The sequence below is a fragment of the Streptomyces sp. NBC_00536 genome (assembly GCF_036346295.1).
Lineage (GTDB): Bacteria > Actinomycetota > Actinomycetes > Streptomycetales > Streptomycetaceae > Streptomyces.
Genome location: NZ_CP107819.1, coordinates 5,534,313 through 5,550,283, shown reverse-complemented (window position 1 = coordinate 5,550,283; position 15,971 = coordinate 5,534,313). Strand labels below are relative to the sequence as shown.

At 73.6% G+C, this 15,971-nt stretch carries 15 protein-coding genes; 5 read left to right on the top strand and 10 right to left on the bottom strand.

What is annotated here, in order from left to right:
• Nucleotides 1-54 precede the first annotated feature (54 nt).
• Nucleotides 55-1,350 carry a HAMP domain-containing sensor histidine kinase gene (locus OHS33_RS24805; RefSeq protein ID WP_330335188.1) on the top strand — a complete coding sequence of 432 codons (1,296 nt, stop codon included), beginning with the start codon at nt 55-57 and terminating at the stop codon, nt 1,348-1,350.
• Between the two features lie 196 nt (nt 1,351-1,546).
• Here the strand turns inward: OHS33_RS24805 and OHS33_RS24800 are convergent, their stop codons facing one another.
• Genes OHS33_RS24800 through OHS33_RS24790 form a run of 3 tightly spaced genes read right to left on the bottom strand, consistent with a single transcriptional unit; the run spans nt 1,547 to nt 3,549 of the window.
• Nucleotides 1,547-1,822, bottom strand: coding sequence for a hypothetical protein (locus tag OHS33_RS24800; RefSeq protein ID WP_330332612.1), 276 nt, complete (start codon nt 1,820-1,822; stop codon nt 1,547-1,549).
• A 19-nt stretch (nt 1,823-1,841) separates the two neighbouring features.
• Nucleotides 1,842-2,579 (bottom strand): TetR/AcrR family transcriptional regulator, encoded by a 738-nt coding sequence (locus OHS33_RS24795; RefSeq protein WP_330332611.1) that lies wholly within the window; start codon nt 2,577-2,579, stop codon nt 1,842-1,844.
• Nucleotides 2,580-2,619: 40 nt separating this feature from the next.
• Complete coding sequence (locus tag OHS33_RS24790; protein ID WP_330332610.1) at nt 2,620-3,549, bottom strand: AurF N-oxygenase family protein; 930 nt, start codon at nt 3,547-3,549, stop codon at nt 2,620-2,622.
• Nucleotides 3,550-3,736: 187 nt separating this feature from the next.
• Between OHS33_RS24790 and OHS33_RS24785 the strand changes: the two genes are divergently transcribed.
• On the top strand, nt 3,737-4,840 hold the full coding sequence (locus tag OHS33_RS24785; protein WP_330332609.1) for a ferritin-like domain-containing protein: 1,104 nt from the start codon (nt 3,737-3,739) through the stop codon (nt 4,838-4,840).
• A gap of 53 nt (nt 4,841-4,893) precedes the next feature.
• Here OHS33_RS24785 and OHS33_RS24780 read toward each other — a convergent pair whose 3' ends face one another.
• Both OHS33_RS24780 and OHS33_RS24775 read right to left on the bottom strand, forming a co-directional pair.
• Complete coding sequence (locus tag OHS33_RS24780) at nt 4,894-6,351, bottom strand: penicillin-binding transpeptidase domain-containing protein (protein ID WP_330332608.1); 1,458 nt, start codon at nt 6,349-6,351, stop codon at nt 4,894-4,896.
• Nucleotides 6,348-7,721, bottom strand: a complete 1,374-nt coding sequence (locus OHS33_RS24775; RefSeq protein ID WP_330332607.1) for an FtsW/RodA/SpoVE family cell cycle protein — start codon at nt 7,719-7,721, stop codon at nt 6,348-6,350. The genes OHS33_RS24780 and OHS33_RS24775 overlap by 4 nt, the downstream gene beginning before the upstream one ends.
• A gap of 119 nt (nt 7,722-7,840) precedes the next feature.
• Between OHS33_RS24775 and OHS33_RS24770 the strand changes: the two genes are divergently transcribed.
• From OHS33_RS24770 to OHS33_RS24760, 3 genes are all read left to right on the top strand, one after another.
• Nucleotides 7,841-8,230: a DUF6325 family protein gene (locus tag OHS33_RS24770; RefSeq protein ID WP_330332606.1), complete on the top strand. Its 390-nt coding sequence runs from the start codon at nt 7,841-7,843 to the stop codon at nt 8,228-8,230.
• Nucleotides 8,230-8,490 carry an SHOCT domain-containing protein gene (locus OHS33_RS24765; protein ID WP_330332605.1) on the top strand — a complete coding sequence of 87 codons (261 nt, stop codon included), beginning with the start codon at nt 8,230-8,232 and terminating at the stop codon, nt 8,488-8,490. Before OHS33_RS24770 ends, OHS33_RS24765 begins: the two co-directional genes overlap by 1 nt.
• Nucleotides 8,491-8,786: 296 nt before the next feature.
• Nucleotides 8,787-10,061: a C40 family peptidase gene (locus OHS33_RS24760; RefSeq protein WP_330332604.1), complete on the top strand. Its 1,275-nt coding sequence runs from the start codon at nt 8,787-8,789 to the stop codon at nt 10,059-10,061.
• Here the strand turns inward: OHS33_RS24760 and OHS33_RS24755 are convergent.
• The 5 genes from OHS33_RS24755 to OHS33_RS24735 all read right to left on the bottom strand — a co-directional run bounded on the left by OHS33_RS24755 (nt 10,001) and on the right by OHS33_RS24735 (nt 15,823).
• Entirely contained in the window at nt 10,001-11,272 is a 1,272-nt protein-coding gene (locus OHS33_RS24755; RefSeq protein WP_330332603.1) for a styrene monooxygenase/indole monooxygenase family protein, read from the bottom strand. The two genes, OHS33_RS24760 and OHS33_RS24755, sit on opposite strands and share 61 nt — an antisense overlap.
• A 76-nt stretch (nt 11,273-11,348) precedes the next feature.
• Entirely contained in the window at nt 11,349-11,978 is a 630-nt protein-coding gene (locus tag OHS33_RS24750) for a GTP-binding protein (RefSeq protein WP_330332602.1), read from the bottom strand.
• On the bottom strand, nt 11,959-12,351 hold the full coding sequence (locus tag OHS33_RS24745) for a DUF742 domain-containing protein (RefSeq protein ID WP_330332601.1): 393 nt from the start codon (nt 12,349-12,351) through the stop codon (nt 11,959-11,961). Before OHS33_RS24745 ends, OHS33_RS24750 begins: the two co-directional genes overlap by 20 nt.
• Nucleotides 12,348-12,857 (bottom strand): roadblock/LC7 domain-containing protein, encoded by a 510-nt coding sequence (locus tag OHS33_RS24740; protein WP_330332600.1) that lies wholly within the window; start codon nt 12,855-12,857, stop codon nt 12,348-12,350. Before OHS33_RS24740 ends, OHS33_RS24745 begins: the two co-directional genes overlap by 4 nt.
• The gene (locus OHS33_RS24735; protein ID WP_330332599.1) at nt 12,854-15,823 is read right to left on the bottom strand and encodes a sensor histidine kinase; all 2,970 of its coding nucleotides are present in this window, start codon (nt 15,821-15,823) and stop codon (nt 12,854-12,856) included. Before OHS33_RS24735 ends, OHS33_RS24740 begins: the two co-directional genes overlap by 4 nt.
• Nucleotides 15,824-15,971: the final 148 nt, after the last annotated feature.

Sequence of the window (15,971 nt, the reverse complement as noted above, 5' to 3'; positions counted from 1 at the left end):
GGGAGCGGCCCGCGCCGGTTCGCGGGCCGGATCGCGCGCGGGCTCCGGGCCCGGATCCCGCTGCGGCTGCCCGCCTGGACCGCCACCCTGACCTGGAAGTCGGCGTGCTTCATCGTGGTGATGTGCTGCACGCTCGCGGCCGTGCTCGGCGCGCTCGTGCACGTCGCGGTGACCCGGCAGACGGTCGCCACCGCCCGCGAGAAGGCGCTCGGCAGGCTGCACGACGCGTCCCGCTCGTACGAGGCGGGCGAGAACCTGCCGCCGGACTCCGCCATCGACCCGGCGGGCCTGCCGTCCTCGCTGCGCGCGCTGGCGGTCTCCGGGCACCGGGGCACCATCGTCAGCGACTACGGCGGCCGCCCGGTGATGTGGGCGGCGGCGCCCGCCGACGGCCGCGCGCTGGCGACGGCCCTCGACTACAGCCAGAGCGCGCGCACGATCAGCGGTCTGGACCGGGCCATCATCGGCTCCTCGGTGCTGGCCATCGGAGGCACCCTGCTGGTCGGGGCGTTCGCGGTCACCCGGGTCACCCGCAGGCTGCACCAGACCGCGACGGTCGCCCGCCGGATCACCCAGGGGGACCTGGACGCCCGGGTCGGGGACGCGCGTACGAAGGATCCCGCGCGGCGGCAGGACGAGGTGGCGACGGTGGCGGCGGCGCTGGACACCATGGCCGGCAGCCTCCAGTCGAAGCTGCTGAGCGAGCAGCGGTTCACGGCGGACGTGGCGCACGAGCTGCGCACCCCGCTGACCGGCCTGCAGGCCGCCTCGGAACTGCTGCCGGAGGGCCGGCCGACGCAGCTGGTGCAGGAGCGGGTGCGGACGATGCGCCAGCTCACCGAGGACCTGCTGGAGATCTCCCGGCTGGACTCGGGCAGCGAGCAGGTGGAGACGGACCTGCACCGGCTGGCGGCGGTGGCGGAGCGGGCGGTACGGGCCTCGGGAACGGGAACGGCGACGGAGGTCGTGGTCGTGCGCGACCTGTACGTCGAGACGGACCGGCGGCGCCTGGAGCGGGTCCTGGGGAACCTGATCGCGAACGCGCACAAGCACGGGCGGGCCCCGGTGGTGCTGACGGTGGACGGGCCGGTGGTGACGGTACGGGACCACGGGGACGGATATCCGGAGTACCTGGTGGCGCACGGCCCGCAGCGGTTCCGTTCCGGGGCGGGCGGGGGTGGGGGCGGCGGGGCCAAGGGGCACGGGCTGGGGCTGACGATCGCCGTCGGGCAGGCCGAGGTGCTGGGGGCGGAGCTGGTGTTCCGCAACGCGGCTGCGGAGGAGGGCGGGGGTGCGGTGGCGGTGCTGTCGCTGCCCGTGCCTCCGGCGGGGGCCGCCCCCTCGGCCTGACCCTGGGCTCCGCCCCGGACCCCGCGCCTCAAACGCCGGCAGGGCTGGATTTGCCCCGCTCGGGGCGGCTGCGCCGATCCCGCCTCCGGGGGCGCCTCAAACGCCGGCGGGGCTGGATCGGCGGCCAACCCAGCCCCGCCGGCGTTTGAGGCGCCCCCGGAGGGCACAACGCGCCGCAGCAACAGTCGGGGCGCGCTCAGGCCGTCGGGCGCGGGGACTTCGTCCAGGGCCAGCGGATCTCGGGCTTGCGGCCCGTGGGCTCGTAGGCGTACTTCCAGCCCTTCTGGAGGTGCAGCCGCTTGGAGTAGCCCGCCGGGACGCGCTGGTAGAGCAGGACCGTGGGCGGGCCGCCCGCCGCGTCCGGGACGGGGATCTCGTACCACTTCGGCGGATGGCCGGTCGGGCCGAGCAGGACCGGCAGCACTCGGCCGTCCATGGGGCCGCCCTCGAAGGGGGTCGGTTCGCTTCTCACCCCACCAGTGTCACAGGTGTCACAGCAGGTGGGCGGCCTCGGAGAGCACGGGGACCACCCGTCGGGCGAGCACCCCCACCGGTCCGTCCGCGGATTCCAGGGCCAGCGCGGCCCGCGCGGCGGCGGCCGTCTGGGGGTCGGTGGCGGCCGTGGCCGTCAGCAGGGCGATGAACTGGTCCACCAGCCAGTCGCGCAGCTCCTCGACCGGCGGTTCCTTGCCCTCGTCCAGCCAGATCAGCGAGGCCGCCTCGACCGCCGTGATCCAGGTGCGGACCATCATGCGCAGCCGGGGGCCGGGTTCCGGGACGTTCAGGTGGAAGAGGATCTGGCCCGCCGCGGTGCGCCGGATGCCGTCCACGGTGGCCGTGGTGCGGGAGGTCTCCACCACGCTGCCGCCCTGGAGGAGCGCGCTGAAGCCCGCGTCGTGCTCGTCGACGAAGGCGAGGTAGCGGTCCAGGGCGCGGGAGAGCCGCTGGGTCAGCGGTCCGGCCTGCGCTTCGGCGAAGCAGAGGCCGAGGACATCGGCCGCCGAGCGCAGGGCGGCTTCGTACAACTGCTGCTTGCCGCCGGGGAAGTACCGGTAGACCAGCGGGCGCGAGACCCCGGCGGCTTCGGCGACGTCGTCGAGGGAGATGTCCTCCGGCGCCCGGTGCGCGAAGAGCGACAGGGCCGCCTCGATGATCTGCGCCCGCCGTTCCTCGACGCTCAGGCGGCGGTAGGCACGCGGCGCCGGGGCCGCCGGCGGAGTCCGGGTCATGCCCGCAGGGTAACCCCCACCGGCGGCGCCGTGGCGGGCGTCAGGCGAGCAGTCCGCTGCTCTGCCACAGCTTGCGGCCGACCCCGCGCAGGACGCCGATGTCGTCGAGGAAGTCGGTGAGGCGCTTGGCCCCGGCCTGCATGACCTCGCGGCGGTGGCCGCTCGCCTTCACCTGGGCGGTCGCCTCGGCCCGGTCCAGGCCGATGTTCTCGTACACCTGGCCGTTGACGAAGGCGAGCGAGAAGACCCGGGCGGCCTCGCCGCAGCTGATCCGGGTGAGTTCGCGTTCCCAGCGCGGGGCGGTGATCATCTGGCGGCGCAGTTCCTCACGGGCGTACCGGACGTGCCGGGCCTCCTCGATCACGTGGATCCGGGTGACCCCGCGCACCAACGGCTGGACGCGCTCGTCCGGGAAGGTCAGGCGCTGCATCCAGTCGAGGATCTCCTCGCCGAGCAGGGTGCAGGCGAAGGAGCCGGGGGTGGTGGAGACGGTCTTGAGGACGCGGGCCAGGTTGTGGTTGAAGCGGGAGACGGGGTAGGCGGGGGCGCCGCCCTTCTGGATCATGCGGGCGAACATCATCGAGTGGCGGCACTCGTCGGCGATCTCGGTGAGGGCGTAGCGGACGTGACTGCTGGTCAGCGGCTTGTCGTAGATGTGCCGGGTGAGCAGCTGCATGAGGATGATCTCGAACCAGATCCCGAGCGAGCCGAGCGCGGCCGCCTCGTGGCGGGAGAGTTCGATGCGCTGCTCCTCGCCCATCTTCTTCCAGAGGGGGGTGCCGTAGAGGGAGAGCAGCTCGGGCGGCCAGTAGTACTTGCCCTCGATCACGGGGGCGTCCCAGTCGAGTTCCTTGTCGGGGTCGAAGGAGTGCCTGGCCGAGGATTCGAGCAGTCGTTCGGCGACTTGTTCCCGGCCCTTGAGGAGGCCGAGGGCGTCGCGCAGCTCCGCCCGGTCGGTCACGGTCGTCATGGCTCGGACACCTCTCACGCGTGGGTCGGCAATGGGGTTACCGGCGGTCACCTCTTATGAGACTGCTTGTCAGTAAGCTCGTCAATCCCCTGCGCCCGACTTGTTGACCCACTGTCTACCAACGTGTGACGCTGCCAACTGTCCAGTCCCGCACGGCAGTCCACACACGCGCACCCAGGGGGCGTTCATGTCGACACACCAGCTCTACACCAAGGACCCGGGCGACCCCGTGTGGCAGGTTCCGGCCTCCGGCGCGGCCCGCTTCAGCTGGGAGTACGACGAGGGGCGCGAGCGGCTCCTCGCCCTCTACCAGAAGGGCAAGGACAAACAGTGGGACGGGGCGACCCGGATCGACTGGGCGCTCGACGTCGACCCGTACGACCCGCTGGGCACGCCCGACGACGTACTGACCCTCTACGGCACCCGGCACTGGGCCAAGATGACCGACCGGGACAAGGGCGACCTGCGGCGGCACTACACGGCCTGGCAGTTCAGCCAGTTCCTGCACGGCGAGCAGGGCGCGATGGTCTGCGCGGCGCGCATCGTGGAGTCGGTCCCGGACCTGGACGCGAAGTTCTACTCCGCCACCCAGACCATGGACGAGGCCCGGCACGCCGAGATCTACAGCCGCTTCCTGCACGAGAAGATCGGCATGCTCTACCCGGTCAACGACAACCTCCAGGGGCTGCTCGGCGACACCCTGCGCGACTCCCGCTGGGACATGCCCTACCTGGGCATGCAGGTGCTCATCGAGGGCCTCGCGCTCGCCGCCTTCGGCATGATCCGCGACACGACCGACAAGCCGCTGCCGAAGCAGATCCTCGCCTACGTGATGCAGGACGAGGCCCGGCACGTGGCGTTCGGGCGGATGGCGCTGCGCGACTACTACAAGCAGCTCACCGACGCCGAACTGCGCGAGCGCGAGGAGTTCGTGATCGAGGGCTGCTACCTGATGCGGGACCGGCTGCGCGGGGTCGAGGTCCTGGAGAACTTCGGCATCCCCCAGCAGGAGGCGGCCGAGCTGAGCGAGCAGTCGGAGTTCCTGCACCTGTTCCGCAAGCTGCTGTTCAGCCGGATCGTGCCGTGCGTGAAGGACATCGGGCTGTGGGGGGAACGGCTCCAGAAGGCCTACCTCGACATGGGCGTCTTCGACATGGGCGACTCCAACCTCGACCTGCTGATGGCCCAGGACGAGGAGATCGCCGAGACCCTCGACCGCGAGCGGTTCGCGCAGGAGGAGGCCCAGCGGGTCGCGGAGGTGGAGGCGGCGATCGCGGACGGCGGCGCCTGAGGACCGGCGGATGAGGACCGGCGGATGAGGGCCCCGACCGGGCTCCGGGCCGGTCAGCGGGCCAGGGCCGCCTGCATCACCGCCCGGGCGATCGGCGCGGCCGCGCTGTTCCCGCTGATGTCCCCCCGGTCGGCCGCCGCGTCCTCCACGACCACCGCGACCGCCACCGCGGGCCGCCCCACGCCCTCGCCCTGGGCCCAGGCGATGAACCAGGCGTACGGGGTCCCCGCGTTGCCCACCCCGTGCTGGGCCGTGCCCGTCTTGCCGCCGACCCGGGCGCCCGGGATCGCCGCGTTGCGGCCCGTCCCGTCCTCGACCACCTTGACCATCATCCGCTGGATCCGCTGCGCGGTGCCCGGGCTCATGGCCCGGCCCAGGCTGCGCTGGTCGGCGCGGCGGACCGGGTCGCCGTCGCTCTGGGTGGTCCGTTCGATCAGGTACGGGCTGCGGACCTCGCCGCCGTTGGCGACCGCGCCCGCGACCATGGCCATCTGGAGCGGGGTGGCCGTGGTGTTGAACTGGCCGATGGCGGAGAGCGCCAGCTGGTCCTGGCTCATGTCGGTGTCGAAGTTGGACCGCGACACCCACGCCGGGACCCGCAGCCCCTCGTCGTTGAAGCCGAACCGGCGGGCCGCGTCGGCCATCCCGCGCAGCCCGACCTGGACCCCGATCTTCGCCATGACCGTGTTGCAGGAGAACTGCACGGCCTCCGCCATGCTGGCGTCCAGGCAGCCTTCGGACGCGTTCGGCAGCAGGGTCGTGGTGCCGGGCAGCTGGTAGGGGTCGGGGGTCTGGGTCGGCGCGTCCACATCGGTCACCACGCCAGCGTCGAGCGCGGCCGCCGCCGTCACGATCTTGAAGGTGGAGCCGGGCGGATAGGTCTCGCGCAGCGCCCGGTTGAGCATCGGCCTGGCGGGATCGGCGTTCAGCCGGGCCCAGGCGCCCTTGACCGCCGCGCCCGTGCCCGAGAGCACGGCCGGGTCGTACGAGGGGCTGCTGACGAGGGCGAGGATCTTCCCGGTGGCGGGCTCGACGGCGGCCACCGCGCCCCGTTTGCCCGCGAGTCCGGTGTAGGCGGCGCGCTGCATGCCCGCCTTGAGGGTGAGCACCGCGTTCCCGCCGTCCGGGCGGTCGCGGGCCAGCTCGTGCCAGAGCGGGAAGGCGGTCAGCCCGGGGTCGGTGCCGGCCAGGACCGCGTCCTCGGACCGCTCGACGAAGCTGGTGCCGTAGGTCTGCGAGGAGTAGCCGGTGACCGGCGCGTACAGCGGGCCGTTGGCGTACGTCCGCTCGTAGCGCAGCAGTTGGCGGCTGTCCCGGGATCCGGTGATCGGACGGCCGTCGACCAGGATGTTCCCGCGCGGCTGGGCGTACCGCGCGATCACCGGCCGCTTGTTGGCCTGGTTGCCCGCGAGCGAGCCGGCCTCCCAGACCTGGACCCGGGCCACGCCCGCGAACAGGGCGAGGAAGAGCGCCGCGCAGAAGTAGCCGCACCAGCGGATGTAACGGATCACCCGGCGCCGCCTCCCCCGCTGTCGCCGAGCGGGCGCGGGCGCCGTGCGCAGTCGCTGAGCCGCACCAGCAGGGCCACGATGATCCAGTTGGTGACGACGGAGGAGCCGCCCTGGGCCAGGAAGGGCATGGCCATGCCGGTGAGCGGGATCAGTCCGGTGACCCCGCCCGCGATGACGAAGACCTGGAGGGCCACGATCGAGGCGAGCCCGGTGGCCAGCAGCCGCCCGAAGGGGTCGCGCAGCGCGAGCCCGGCCTGGAAGCCGCGGGCGACCAGCAGGGCGTAGAGGACGAGGATCGCGCAGAGCCCGGCCAGGCCGAGTTCCTCGCCCGCGGTGGCGAGGATGAAGTCGGACTTGGCGGCGAAACCGATGAGGAAGGACTGGCCGTGGCCCAGTCCCGAGCCGAGCAGTCCGCCCGCGCCGAAGGCGAAGAGGGACTGGGCGAGCTGGCCGGGGCCGCGGCCCTGCTCGATGGAGGCGAAAGGATTCAGCCAGTCCTCGACCCGGCCGTGGACATGCGGCTCGAAGGTCCCCACCGCATACGCGCCCACACCCGCGAGCACCAGCCCGACGGCGATCCAGCCGATCCGGCCGGTGGCGGTGAAGAGCATGATCACGAACAGCCCGAAGAACAGCAGCGAGGTACCGAGGTCCCGCTCCAGTACGAGGACGCCGACGCTCAGCAGCCAGATCGCCAGGATCGGCCCCATCACCCGCCCCGGCAGCATCCGCAGCCGCCAGATCCTGCGGCCGGTCAGGGCCAGGGCGGTGCGGTTCGCGGCCAGGTAGGAGGCGAAGAAGACGGCGAGCAGGATCTTCGCGAACTCCCCCGGCTGGAAGGAGAGTCCGGCGAAGCGGACCCAGATGTGGGCGCCGTTGACCGCCGGGAAGAACACCGGGACCAGCATCAGCACGAGGGCGGCGGCCACCGCGAGGTACGCGTACCGCTGGAGCGCCCGGTGGTCGCGCAGCGCGGCCACCGCGACGACGAAGAGCGCCGCCCCGAGCCCCGACCACAGCAGCTGGTCGCCCGCGGTCAGGTGGGCGGGGGTGGTGAGGTCGAGCCGCTGGATGAGGACCAGCCCGAGGCCGTTGAGGAGGAAGGCGATGGGCAGCAGCAGCGGGTCGGCGTAGGGGGCCCGCAGGCGCACGGCGAGGTGCGCGAGGAGCGCGGCGACGGCGAGCCCGGCGGCGTGCCGGGAGGCCTGCGGGGGGAGGTGGCCGACGGTCGCGAGGCCGACGCAGAGGTAGCCGAGGACGGAGATGAGGACGGCGCCCGCGAGCAGGGTCAGCTCGACTCCCCTGCGCTTGGCGTGCGGTGCGCCGGGCGGCGGAGCGGGCTCCGTCACCTGTGCCGTCAATGCGGTCATAAAGGCAACGTAGCAAGCGGCGGTAGGTTATGTCCCTTTATGTCATAGTGAGCCGCAGAGTCGCCGAAGAGTCGTCAGAAGTGGTCGGGCACGCGCCCGTCAGTCGAGGAGTCGGGGTCATGGGGCCTGTGGAGTTTCTCGTCCTCGCCTTCCCGGAGGAGCAGCTGCGGGTGTCCGCGGTCGCGGCCGTGATGGGCCTGCGCAAGAGCGGGAACGTCCGGCTGATCGACGGGCTGGTCGCGACGAAGACGGCGGCGGGCGAGGTGCTGGCCGCGGAGTTCGACGAGTTCAAGGAGCTGAGCGGGCTGCTGAACGGCCGGGAGGCGGCCCGGCTCATCGGGCCGGAGGACGTCCGCGAGGCCGCCGACCTGCTGGACCGGGGCAGCTGCGCGCTGCTGGTGCTGGTCGAGCACGTGTGGGCCGAGGACGCGGCGATCGCCGTACGGGCGGCGGGCGGCCGGATCGCGGGCTCGGTCCGGATCCCCGCCGAGCGACTGGGGGTGGCGTGATGTTCATCCGACCGGTGCACTCGGTGGCCCGGCCCGCCGAACGGCCGGCGGGGCGGCCGCTGCTGCGGGGGTCGCTGGCGCGCGGTGCGTACGTCTGGGAGGGCGGCGAACCGGCCCGCGGCGCGACCTCCGCCGCCCCCCTGTCCCCCCGGGCCGCCGCCCTCGCGGGCCGCCTCGAACGCCTCGCCGCCCTGGCCCGCGAGGGCCTCCTGACCCCGGAGGAGTTCTCCGCGGCAAAGGCCCGCCTCCTGGAGGGCTGACGGGGGCCAGCGCCGCCGGTGACCGAAGCGCGGCTCGCAGGGCCTCCGGCGGGCCCTCAAACGCCGGGCAGGCTTGATCTGGGCTTTTCAGCCCGTCCGGCGTTTGAGGACCGGGTCCGGGCGGAGCCCGGTTTCGGGAAGGGGCGGGTGGGGGAACGGCTCCGCGCAGCGGCCTCGGCACGGGCACGGGCGTCGTCCGCCGGACGGGTGAGCGGGACGACCCGGCCGACTCGGGTGGGCGATTTGTCATACCGCCCGTGTCACGATCACGCCCTCGGTCCCCCGGAGGTGATCCCGTGTCACGTCGGCTGCTCCGTGCCGCCTGCATCGCCGCGACCCTCGTCGCGGCCGTCCCCCTGTCCGCCTCCGCCGCCGCGCCACCGGCCGCACCCCCCGTCGGCCCGCCGAGCGGCCCCGCGGCCGCACCCGAAGCCCCGGAGGCTCCGGAGGCACCAGAGGCCCCCGAGGCCGTCACCGCACCCGACGCACTCGCCGTCGGCGGCCTGCTCACCCGGATGCAGGGGCTGTACCAGAAGGCCGAGGAGGCCGCCGAGGCCTACAACGCCACCGAGGCCGCACTCACCGCACGCCGCGCCGAGGAGCGGCGGCTCAGCGCCGACCTCGCCACGGCGCGCACCGAGGTCGGCGCCCAGCGGGCACTGGCCGGGCGGCTCGCCCGGGAGCAGTACCAGGGGGCGCGCGGGTTCTCCCCGTACGCCCGGATGCTGATGTCGGGGGACCCGAACAGCGCCCTGGACGAGCGTCGGCTGGCCGCCCGCGAGGGCACCCGCCGGGCGGGCGTACTGGCCCGGCTGGCGCAGGGCGAGCAGCAGGCCGGGGTGCTGGCGGCGGCCGCCCGCAAGGCGCTGGACACCCAGCAGGCCCTGTCCGCGGAGCGCAAGCGGCACAAGGAGGAGGCCGCGGCGCGGCTCAAGGAGGTCGAGCGGCTGCTGGCCTCGCTGACCTCCGCCCAGCTGGCCCAGCTCGCCGACCGGGAGCGCGGCGAGACCGCCGACGCCCAGCGGGAGCTGGTGGGTTCGGGGCGCCTGGGCAGTCCCGGCGCGGCCCGGACCCGTACGCCGAGCGCGGCGGGCGGCGCCGCCCTCGGCTATGCGAGCGAGCAGATCGGCAAACCCTATGTGTGGGGCGGGGAAGGGCCCGCGTCCTTCGACTGCTCGGGGCTCACCTCGCAGGCCTGGGCGCACGCCGGGCGCTCGATCCCGCGCACCAGCCAGGAGCAGTGGGCGCAGCTGCCGAAGGTGCCGCTGGACCAGCTGCGGCCCGGGGACCTGGTGGTCTATTTCCCGAAGGCGACCCATGTGGCCATCTACGCGGGGAACGGCAAGGTGATCCAGGCGCCCCGGCCGGGGGCCGAGGTCAAGGTGTCGCCGATCGCGGCGAACCCGCTGCTGGGGGCCGTGCGGCCGGATCCCGACGGGGTCGCGCTGGCCTCGTACAGCCCGCCGCCCCTCCCGGAGAGCGCAGGGGCGGCGGCGGGTGACGACACCGGCTACTCCGCCGAGGAGGCACCCGAGGCGGCCGGGACGGCCGAGGCGACCTCCGCGAGGTAGTCCGCGGTGTCCTCGGGGTCGTAGAAGTACGCGTCGAAGTCGGCCGGGTGGTCGAAGCCGTTGGCGAAACGATCCGCCACCGGCTGGAGCTGCCCCGCCGCGCCGATCAGGTTCAGCACGTGCTCCGGCGGCACGCCCAGCATCGCGTTGGTCCACTGCGTCACCGGCTTGCCGGTGGTGAACCAGTACTTGTCGAAGGTGGCCTTCATCCAGGCCTCGTCGAACGGGTCGTCCCCGTGCATGAGGATCGAGGAGAGGTACGAGGCCGCGCACTTGGCGGCGGAGTTGGACCCCTGGCCCGTGATCGGGTCGTTCGCCACGACCACGTCCGCGACCCCGAGGACCACACCGCCGCCGGGCAGCCGCCCGACGGGGTTGCGGACCACCGGCGCGTACCGGCCGGCCAGGGTGGCGCCCGCGTCCGTCAGCTCCACGCCCTTCGCCCGGTCGTACTCCCAGGGCGTGAACTTCTCCATCAGCTCCAGGGTGAGCGCGAGGTGCTCCGCCGGGTCCTTGACCCCGCCGAAGACATCGGCCGGACCGCCCGGCAGGCCCTCCCAGAACAGGATGTCCGCGCGCCCCGAGGTGGTCAGGGTGGGCATGACGAACAGTTCGCCGACGCCCGGGACGAGGTTGCAGCGGACCGCCTCGGTGTCCGGGTGCTCGGGCCGCGGGCCCAGCCCGTGCACGTAGGAGACGGCGAGCGCGCGCTGCGGGGCGTCGTACGGTGAGCGCGCCGCGTCCCGCTCGAACATCGAGACCAGCTCGCCCTTGCCCGCCGCGACGAGCACGAGGTCGTAGGTGCGGGAGAAGAAGTCGAGGTCGGCGATCGAGGCGCCGTGGACGACCAGCTGGCCGCCGCGCTGCACGAAGGTGTCGAGCCAGCCCGCCATCTTCACGCGCTGGTCCACGGACTGCGCGAACCCCTTGAGGCGGCCGAGCCAGTCGACGGGGCGGGAGGCGTCGGGGGCGGCGACCGAGACGCCGACGCCCTCGATCTTCGGGGCCTGGTCCTCCCAGAAGTTCAGCTTGAGGTCGCGCTCGTGCCGCAGGGCCGTGTCGAACATGCATTGCGTGGACATGACCCGGCCGCCGCGGATCTCGTCGGGCGTCCGGTTCGACATGAGGGTGACCTCGTACCCCTTGGACTGGAGGCCGAGGGCGAGCTGGAGACCGGACTGCCCGGCTCCGACGATGAGTATCTTGCGCATGACGGTCTCTCTCCGGGCGGTACGGGCGTACGGGCGTACGGGCGGGCTGCGTGCGGGTACGGGCGGTACGTGCGCCCTATTCGGGGGTGGCGTCCAGGGCGTGGCCCACCAGCGTCAGCAGGGACTCGACGACCGTGCTCCGGTCCCGCGCGTCCATGATCACGACGGGGACGCCGTCGGGGATGGTCAGCGCCTCCCGCACGTCCTCGGGCTCGAAGGACTCGGAACCCTCGAAGTGGTTGACGGCGACGGCGTACGGCAGCCCGCAGCTCTCGAAGTAGTCGAGCGCCGGGAAGCAGTCGCGCAGCCGGCGGGTGTCGGCGAGCACGATGCCGCCGATCGCGCCGCGCACGAGGTCGTCCCACATGAACCAGAAACGTTTCTGGCCGGGCGTCCCGTACACGTACAGGACCAGGTCGTCGTCCAGCGTGACCCGGCCGAAGTCCATCGCGACCGTGGTCGTGCTCTTGTCCGGGGTGCCCGTCAGGTCGTCCGTCGGGGCGCTCGCCTGGGTCATCACCGCCTCGGTACGCAGCGGAGTGATCTCCGAAACCGAGCCGACGAAGGTGGTCTTGCCCACGCCGAAACCGCCCGCGACCAGCACCTTGACGGCGACGGGCGCGCGGGAACGGTCGTACTGCCAGGGTTGGACGGGGTCGTCCGCGAGGTCCGCGGGAGCGGTCGGGTCAAAGACGGCGGAGCCCACTGAGCACCCTTTCGAGCAGCGCGCGTTCGGGGCGGCCGGTGCCGTGCCCGGTCCCGTACACGCGGATCCTTCCCTGGTCGGCGAGATCGCTGACGAGCACGCGGACCACGCCCAGCGGCAGCTTCAGCAGCGCGGCGATCTCGGCGACCGTGCGCATGCGGCGGCACAGCTCGACGATGGCCCGCATCTCGGGCATCCGGTCGGGCCGCCCCGCGGGCGCCTTGACGCCGGGATCGAGGGTGGCGACGAAGCACTCGACGGGCAGGACGTGCGCGAAGCGGGTACGTCCGCCCGTGAGCGAATACGGGCGGACGCGGGCGGGGCGCCGGTCGGCGCCGCGTATCGGCAGCCGGTCGGAGGCCGGACTCCTCACGGGGTGTTCTCCATCGACTGGCGCAGCTCGCTGCGGACTTCGGGGGTCAGGACGTGGCCGGCGCGGCCGACGAAGAGCGCCATGTGGTAGGCGACGACGCTCATGTCGCAGTCCGGCGTGGCGTGCACACCGAGCAGGGAGCCGTCGCTGATCGCGGTGACGAAGACGGAGCCGTGCTCCATCGTCACCATGGTCTGCTTGACGCCCCCGCCGTCCATGAGCTGGGCGGCGCCGAGCGTGAGGCTGCCGAGCCCGGACACGATCGTCGCGAGGTCCGCGGAGGCTCCCCGTGGTCCCTTGAGCCGGGCCTGGGGCGCGGGGCGGCCGTCGCCTTCCCCGTCGCCGTCACCGGCGGCCGGGCCCGGTTCGGAGTTGAGCAGCAGCAGGCCGTCGGAGGAGACGACGGCGACCGAGACGATGCCGGGCACCTCCTCGACCAGGTCGGTCAGCAGCCACTGCAGATTGCGGGCCTGGGTGCTCAGTCCGTACGTACTGGGCGCGGTCATGTGCGTGCCTCCTGTGCGGTGTCCCCCGGATCGGTCTGGCCCTCGGCGTCGGCGAGTTCGGCCTCCACGACGCGTCGCCCGTCCCTGGCCCCCTGGGCGAAACCGCCGAGCCGGCGGCGGAGTTCTTCGGCGTCCACCCGCCTGGGCTCGGCGCCCGCCTCCGCCGCGGGGGCCGGGGCGGTGGCCCGGCCGGGGGCGGGGACGGCGCGCGGGGTGCGCTTCGGGAGGCCCTTGCCGGTGACGGCCTCCTGCTCGGGCTGGGGATGGCTCCCCTGCCGCGGCACCCAGTCGCCGGGCCCGTCGGGAGCCTGCGCGTGCGCGTGTTCCGTACGTGCGCTCCCCTGGCCCGCGGGGCCGCCGGGGCCCTTGCGGACGGGCAGCTGGCCGTCCCGCTGCTCCGGGTCGGCGGCGGCCGGGACCCGCTTGGGCAGCCGCCGCTCCGGCTCCGCGGCGGGGACGGTGAAGACCTGGTCCGGGGACGGGAGCCGGTCCGCCGGGTCGGCGGCGGGCACCACGCGGGCCAGCAGCTCCTCGGTGGGCTCCTGGGCCTGTTCCTCGGCCTCCGCCTCCGCCTGCGGGGGCGTCGGCAGCACCGGCAGGCGGACTTCCAGGGTCCGCTCGGACTCGGGAACCCCGGCGGGCGTCGGCCCCTCGTCCGGTGCGGACGCGGGGACCGTGACCACCTGGTCCGCCGGTACGGCCTCGGGGGCCGGTTCCTGGGACTTCTCGCTCAGCGGGACGACCGGGATCCACTCCTGGCCGCCGTCCGCGTCCGCATCCGCATCCGCGTCAGCGGACTCCGGCTCCGGCGCCGCTTCGCCGCGCGTACGGGCCGACAGGACGTTGCCGTTGGCCTCGGCCACCACACCGGGGAGGTCCAGGAAGGAGACGCCCTCGGGGGCCGCCAGGTGCTGGACCGGGGAGCCCGGCCCGGCCACCGGCAGCAGCGTGACCGGGACGACCACGAGGGCCTCCGTACCGCCGCCCCGGGAGGCGCGCAGTTCGGCCGTGACCCCGTGGCGCGCGGCCAGCCGTCCCGCGACGTACAGCCCCAGGCCCAGCCCGTGCTCCGCCTCGGGCTCCTCGTCGTAGGCCTCCGGCGCGGACAGCCGGGAGTTGAGCGCGGCGAGCCGGTCCCCGCTGACCCCGATGCCCTCGTCGATGACGGACAGCACCGCGTCACCGGAGTCGAGCAGCCACCCGGAGACCTTGACCTTGGCCTCCGGCGGCGAGAAGGTCGTCGCGTTCTCCAGCAGTTCGGCCAGCACGTGCGAGATGTCGTCGGCGGCGTGCCCCGCGACCTGGGTGGAGCCCGGGAGCGCCGCGAGGTCGACCCGCTCGTAGCGCTCGATCTCGCTGACCGCGGCCCGCATGACGTCCACCAGCGGGACCGGCGTCGCGTGCCCCGGACCGTGTTCCTGGCCCGCCAGGACCAGCAGGTTCTCGTTGTGGCGGCGCATCACCGTCGCCAGGTGGTCCAGCTTGAAGAGGGTGGCGAGCTGGTCGGGGTCCTGTTCCTTGGACTCCAGCTCCTCGATGACGGCGAGCTGCCGCTCGACCAGGCCGAGCGTGCGCAGCGAGAGCGAGACGGAGGTGGTCGACATGATGCGCCGGTGCTCCTCCAGCCCGGCCCGCAGCTGTGCGAGTTCGTCCTCCAGGGCGCTGCGGCCGTTGGTCAGCGCCTCGTTGCGGCCGATGAGGCGGCGGCGGTCGGCGTCGAGGCCCGCGATCCGGGTGTGCAGGGAGACGGTCTGTTCGCGCACCGCGTTGAGGTGGCGGACCACCTCGGCGAATTCGTCGTTGCGTCCGGTGAAGCGGACCGGTTCCACCGAGCCCTCGGGGGTCGCCAGCCGGGCGGCGCCGCGGCGCAGGACGGACAGCGGCCGGGTGAGGGAGCGTGCGACGGCGGTCGCGAAGATCACGGCGAAGAGGAACAGCGCGCCGAGGATCGCGATCGTCCGTTCGAGGGCCGTCACGTCGTCGTCGCGGAGCACGGCCAGCGCGCTGGCGCGCTGCACCGCGAGGGTGGATTCGGCGGACCGCATCCGGTCTATGCGGGCGGACAGCGCGGCCCCGACGGTCTCGCCGTCGAGCTTGCGGTCGGCGGTGGTGAGGGTGGGCCGGTCGGTGAGCCGCTTGAGGTAGTCCTCGGCGTTCTTCACCTCGGGGCCGGTGACGGTCGCGGCGAGGGTCTGGCGGACGTCGGGCCGCGCGGCGCGCGCGAAGTCGTCGAGCGCGGCGAGTTCGCGGACCCGCGAGCGCTGGGCGGCGCTGGCGAGTTCGTCGAAGGCGGCGGCGCCCTGGGGCTGCTCGCCGCGGGGGACGGCCAGCGCGGCGATCAGCAGCCCGCGGGTGGCCGAGGCCTGTTCCACGGCCTGGCCGAGGGGGGCCAGCGGGCGCGTGATGGCGAGGGCGCCGGTGGCGCGCGGCGGGGTCAGGTCGGCGAGTTCGGCGCCCGGAGCGGTCAGTTCCGCGAGGAGGGCGGAGTAGGCCTGTTGGGCGGCGAGGGCGCCGCCCTTGCCGCCGACGGCCTCGGACCGTACGGCCTGGATCCGGCCCAGGGTCCGGGCGAGCGGTTCGTCGGCCTCGGCGCGCAGTTCGCCGACCTGCCGGTCGGTGCCCGCGGCGCGGTCGTCGACGGCGGTCTTCCCCACGGGGCCCGTGGCGGGGCGGCCCGCGGCGATGTACTCGGTGACGGCGTCGCGCTCGTCGGCGAGCAGGTGCGTGAGGGTGAGGGTCTGCTGCGTCCGGTCGGCGAGCGTGACCAGCTGCTGGGAGTCCTTCAGCTCGGAGGCGGCGGTGACCACCGCGGGGGCACCGGCCGCGAGGACGGTGAGCCCGGTGACGGCAACGCCCATGACCAGCCTGCGGCGCACCCGTACGGTGCGTCCCGCACGGCCTGCCGCGGCGTGGCCGTCGGCAGGGGTGGCGGCGGTGCCGTTCTTCCGAGACGGCTTCTTCTGCACCGGTGCTCGCAATCCTGTACGTGTGCTCGTGCTCGTCTACTCGTGTGGCCGAGGTACCGGCCGGTCAACAAGTAAACGCCCCCTGCCCCCTCGTACCGCTTCAGACCTTCGCAGTGTGTTTGGGAGAGAGCCGCACATCACTCACCCG

Coding starts and splice junctions, on each gene's coding strand:
- OHS33_RS24770 (WP_330332606.1), top strand. CDS start 7,841: ATGGGGCCTGTGGAGTTTCTCGTCCTCGCCTTCCCGGAGGAGCAGCTG.
- OHS33_RS24790 (WP_330332610.1), bottom strand. CDS start 3,549: ATGACGACCGTGACCGACCGGGCGGAGCTGCGCGACGCCCTCGGCCTC.
- OHS33_RS24755 (WP_330332603.1), bottom strand. CDS start 11,272: ATGCGCAAGATACTCATCGTCGGAGCCGGGCAGTCCGGTCTCCAGCTC.
- OHS33_RS24785 (WP_330332609.1), top strand. CDS start 3,737: ATGTCGACACACCAGCTCTACACCAAGGACCCGGGCGACCCCGTGTGG.
- OHS33_RS24775 (WP_330332607.1), bottom strand. CDS start 7,721: ATGACCGCATTGACGGCACAGGTGACGGAGCCCGCTCCGCCGCCCGGC.
- OHS33_RS24765 (WP_330332605.1), top strand. CDS start 8,230: ATGTTCATCCGACCGGTGCACTCGGTGGCCCGGCCCGCCGAACGGCCG.
- OHS33_RS24740 (WP_330332600.1), bottom strand. CDS start 12,857: ATGACCGCGCCCAGTACGTACGGACTGAGCACCCAGGCCCGCAATCTG.
- OHS33_RS24795 (WP_330332611.1), bottom strand. CDS start 2,579: ATGACCCGGACTCCGCCGGCGGCCCCGGCGCCGCGTGCCTACCGCCGC.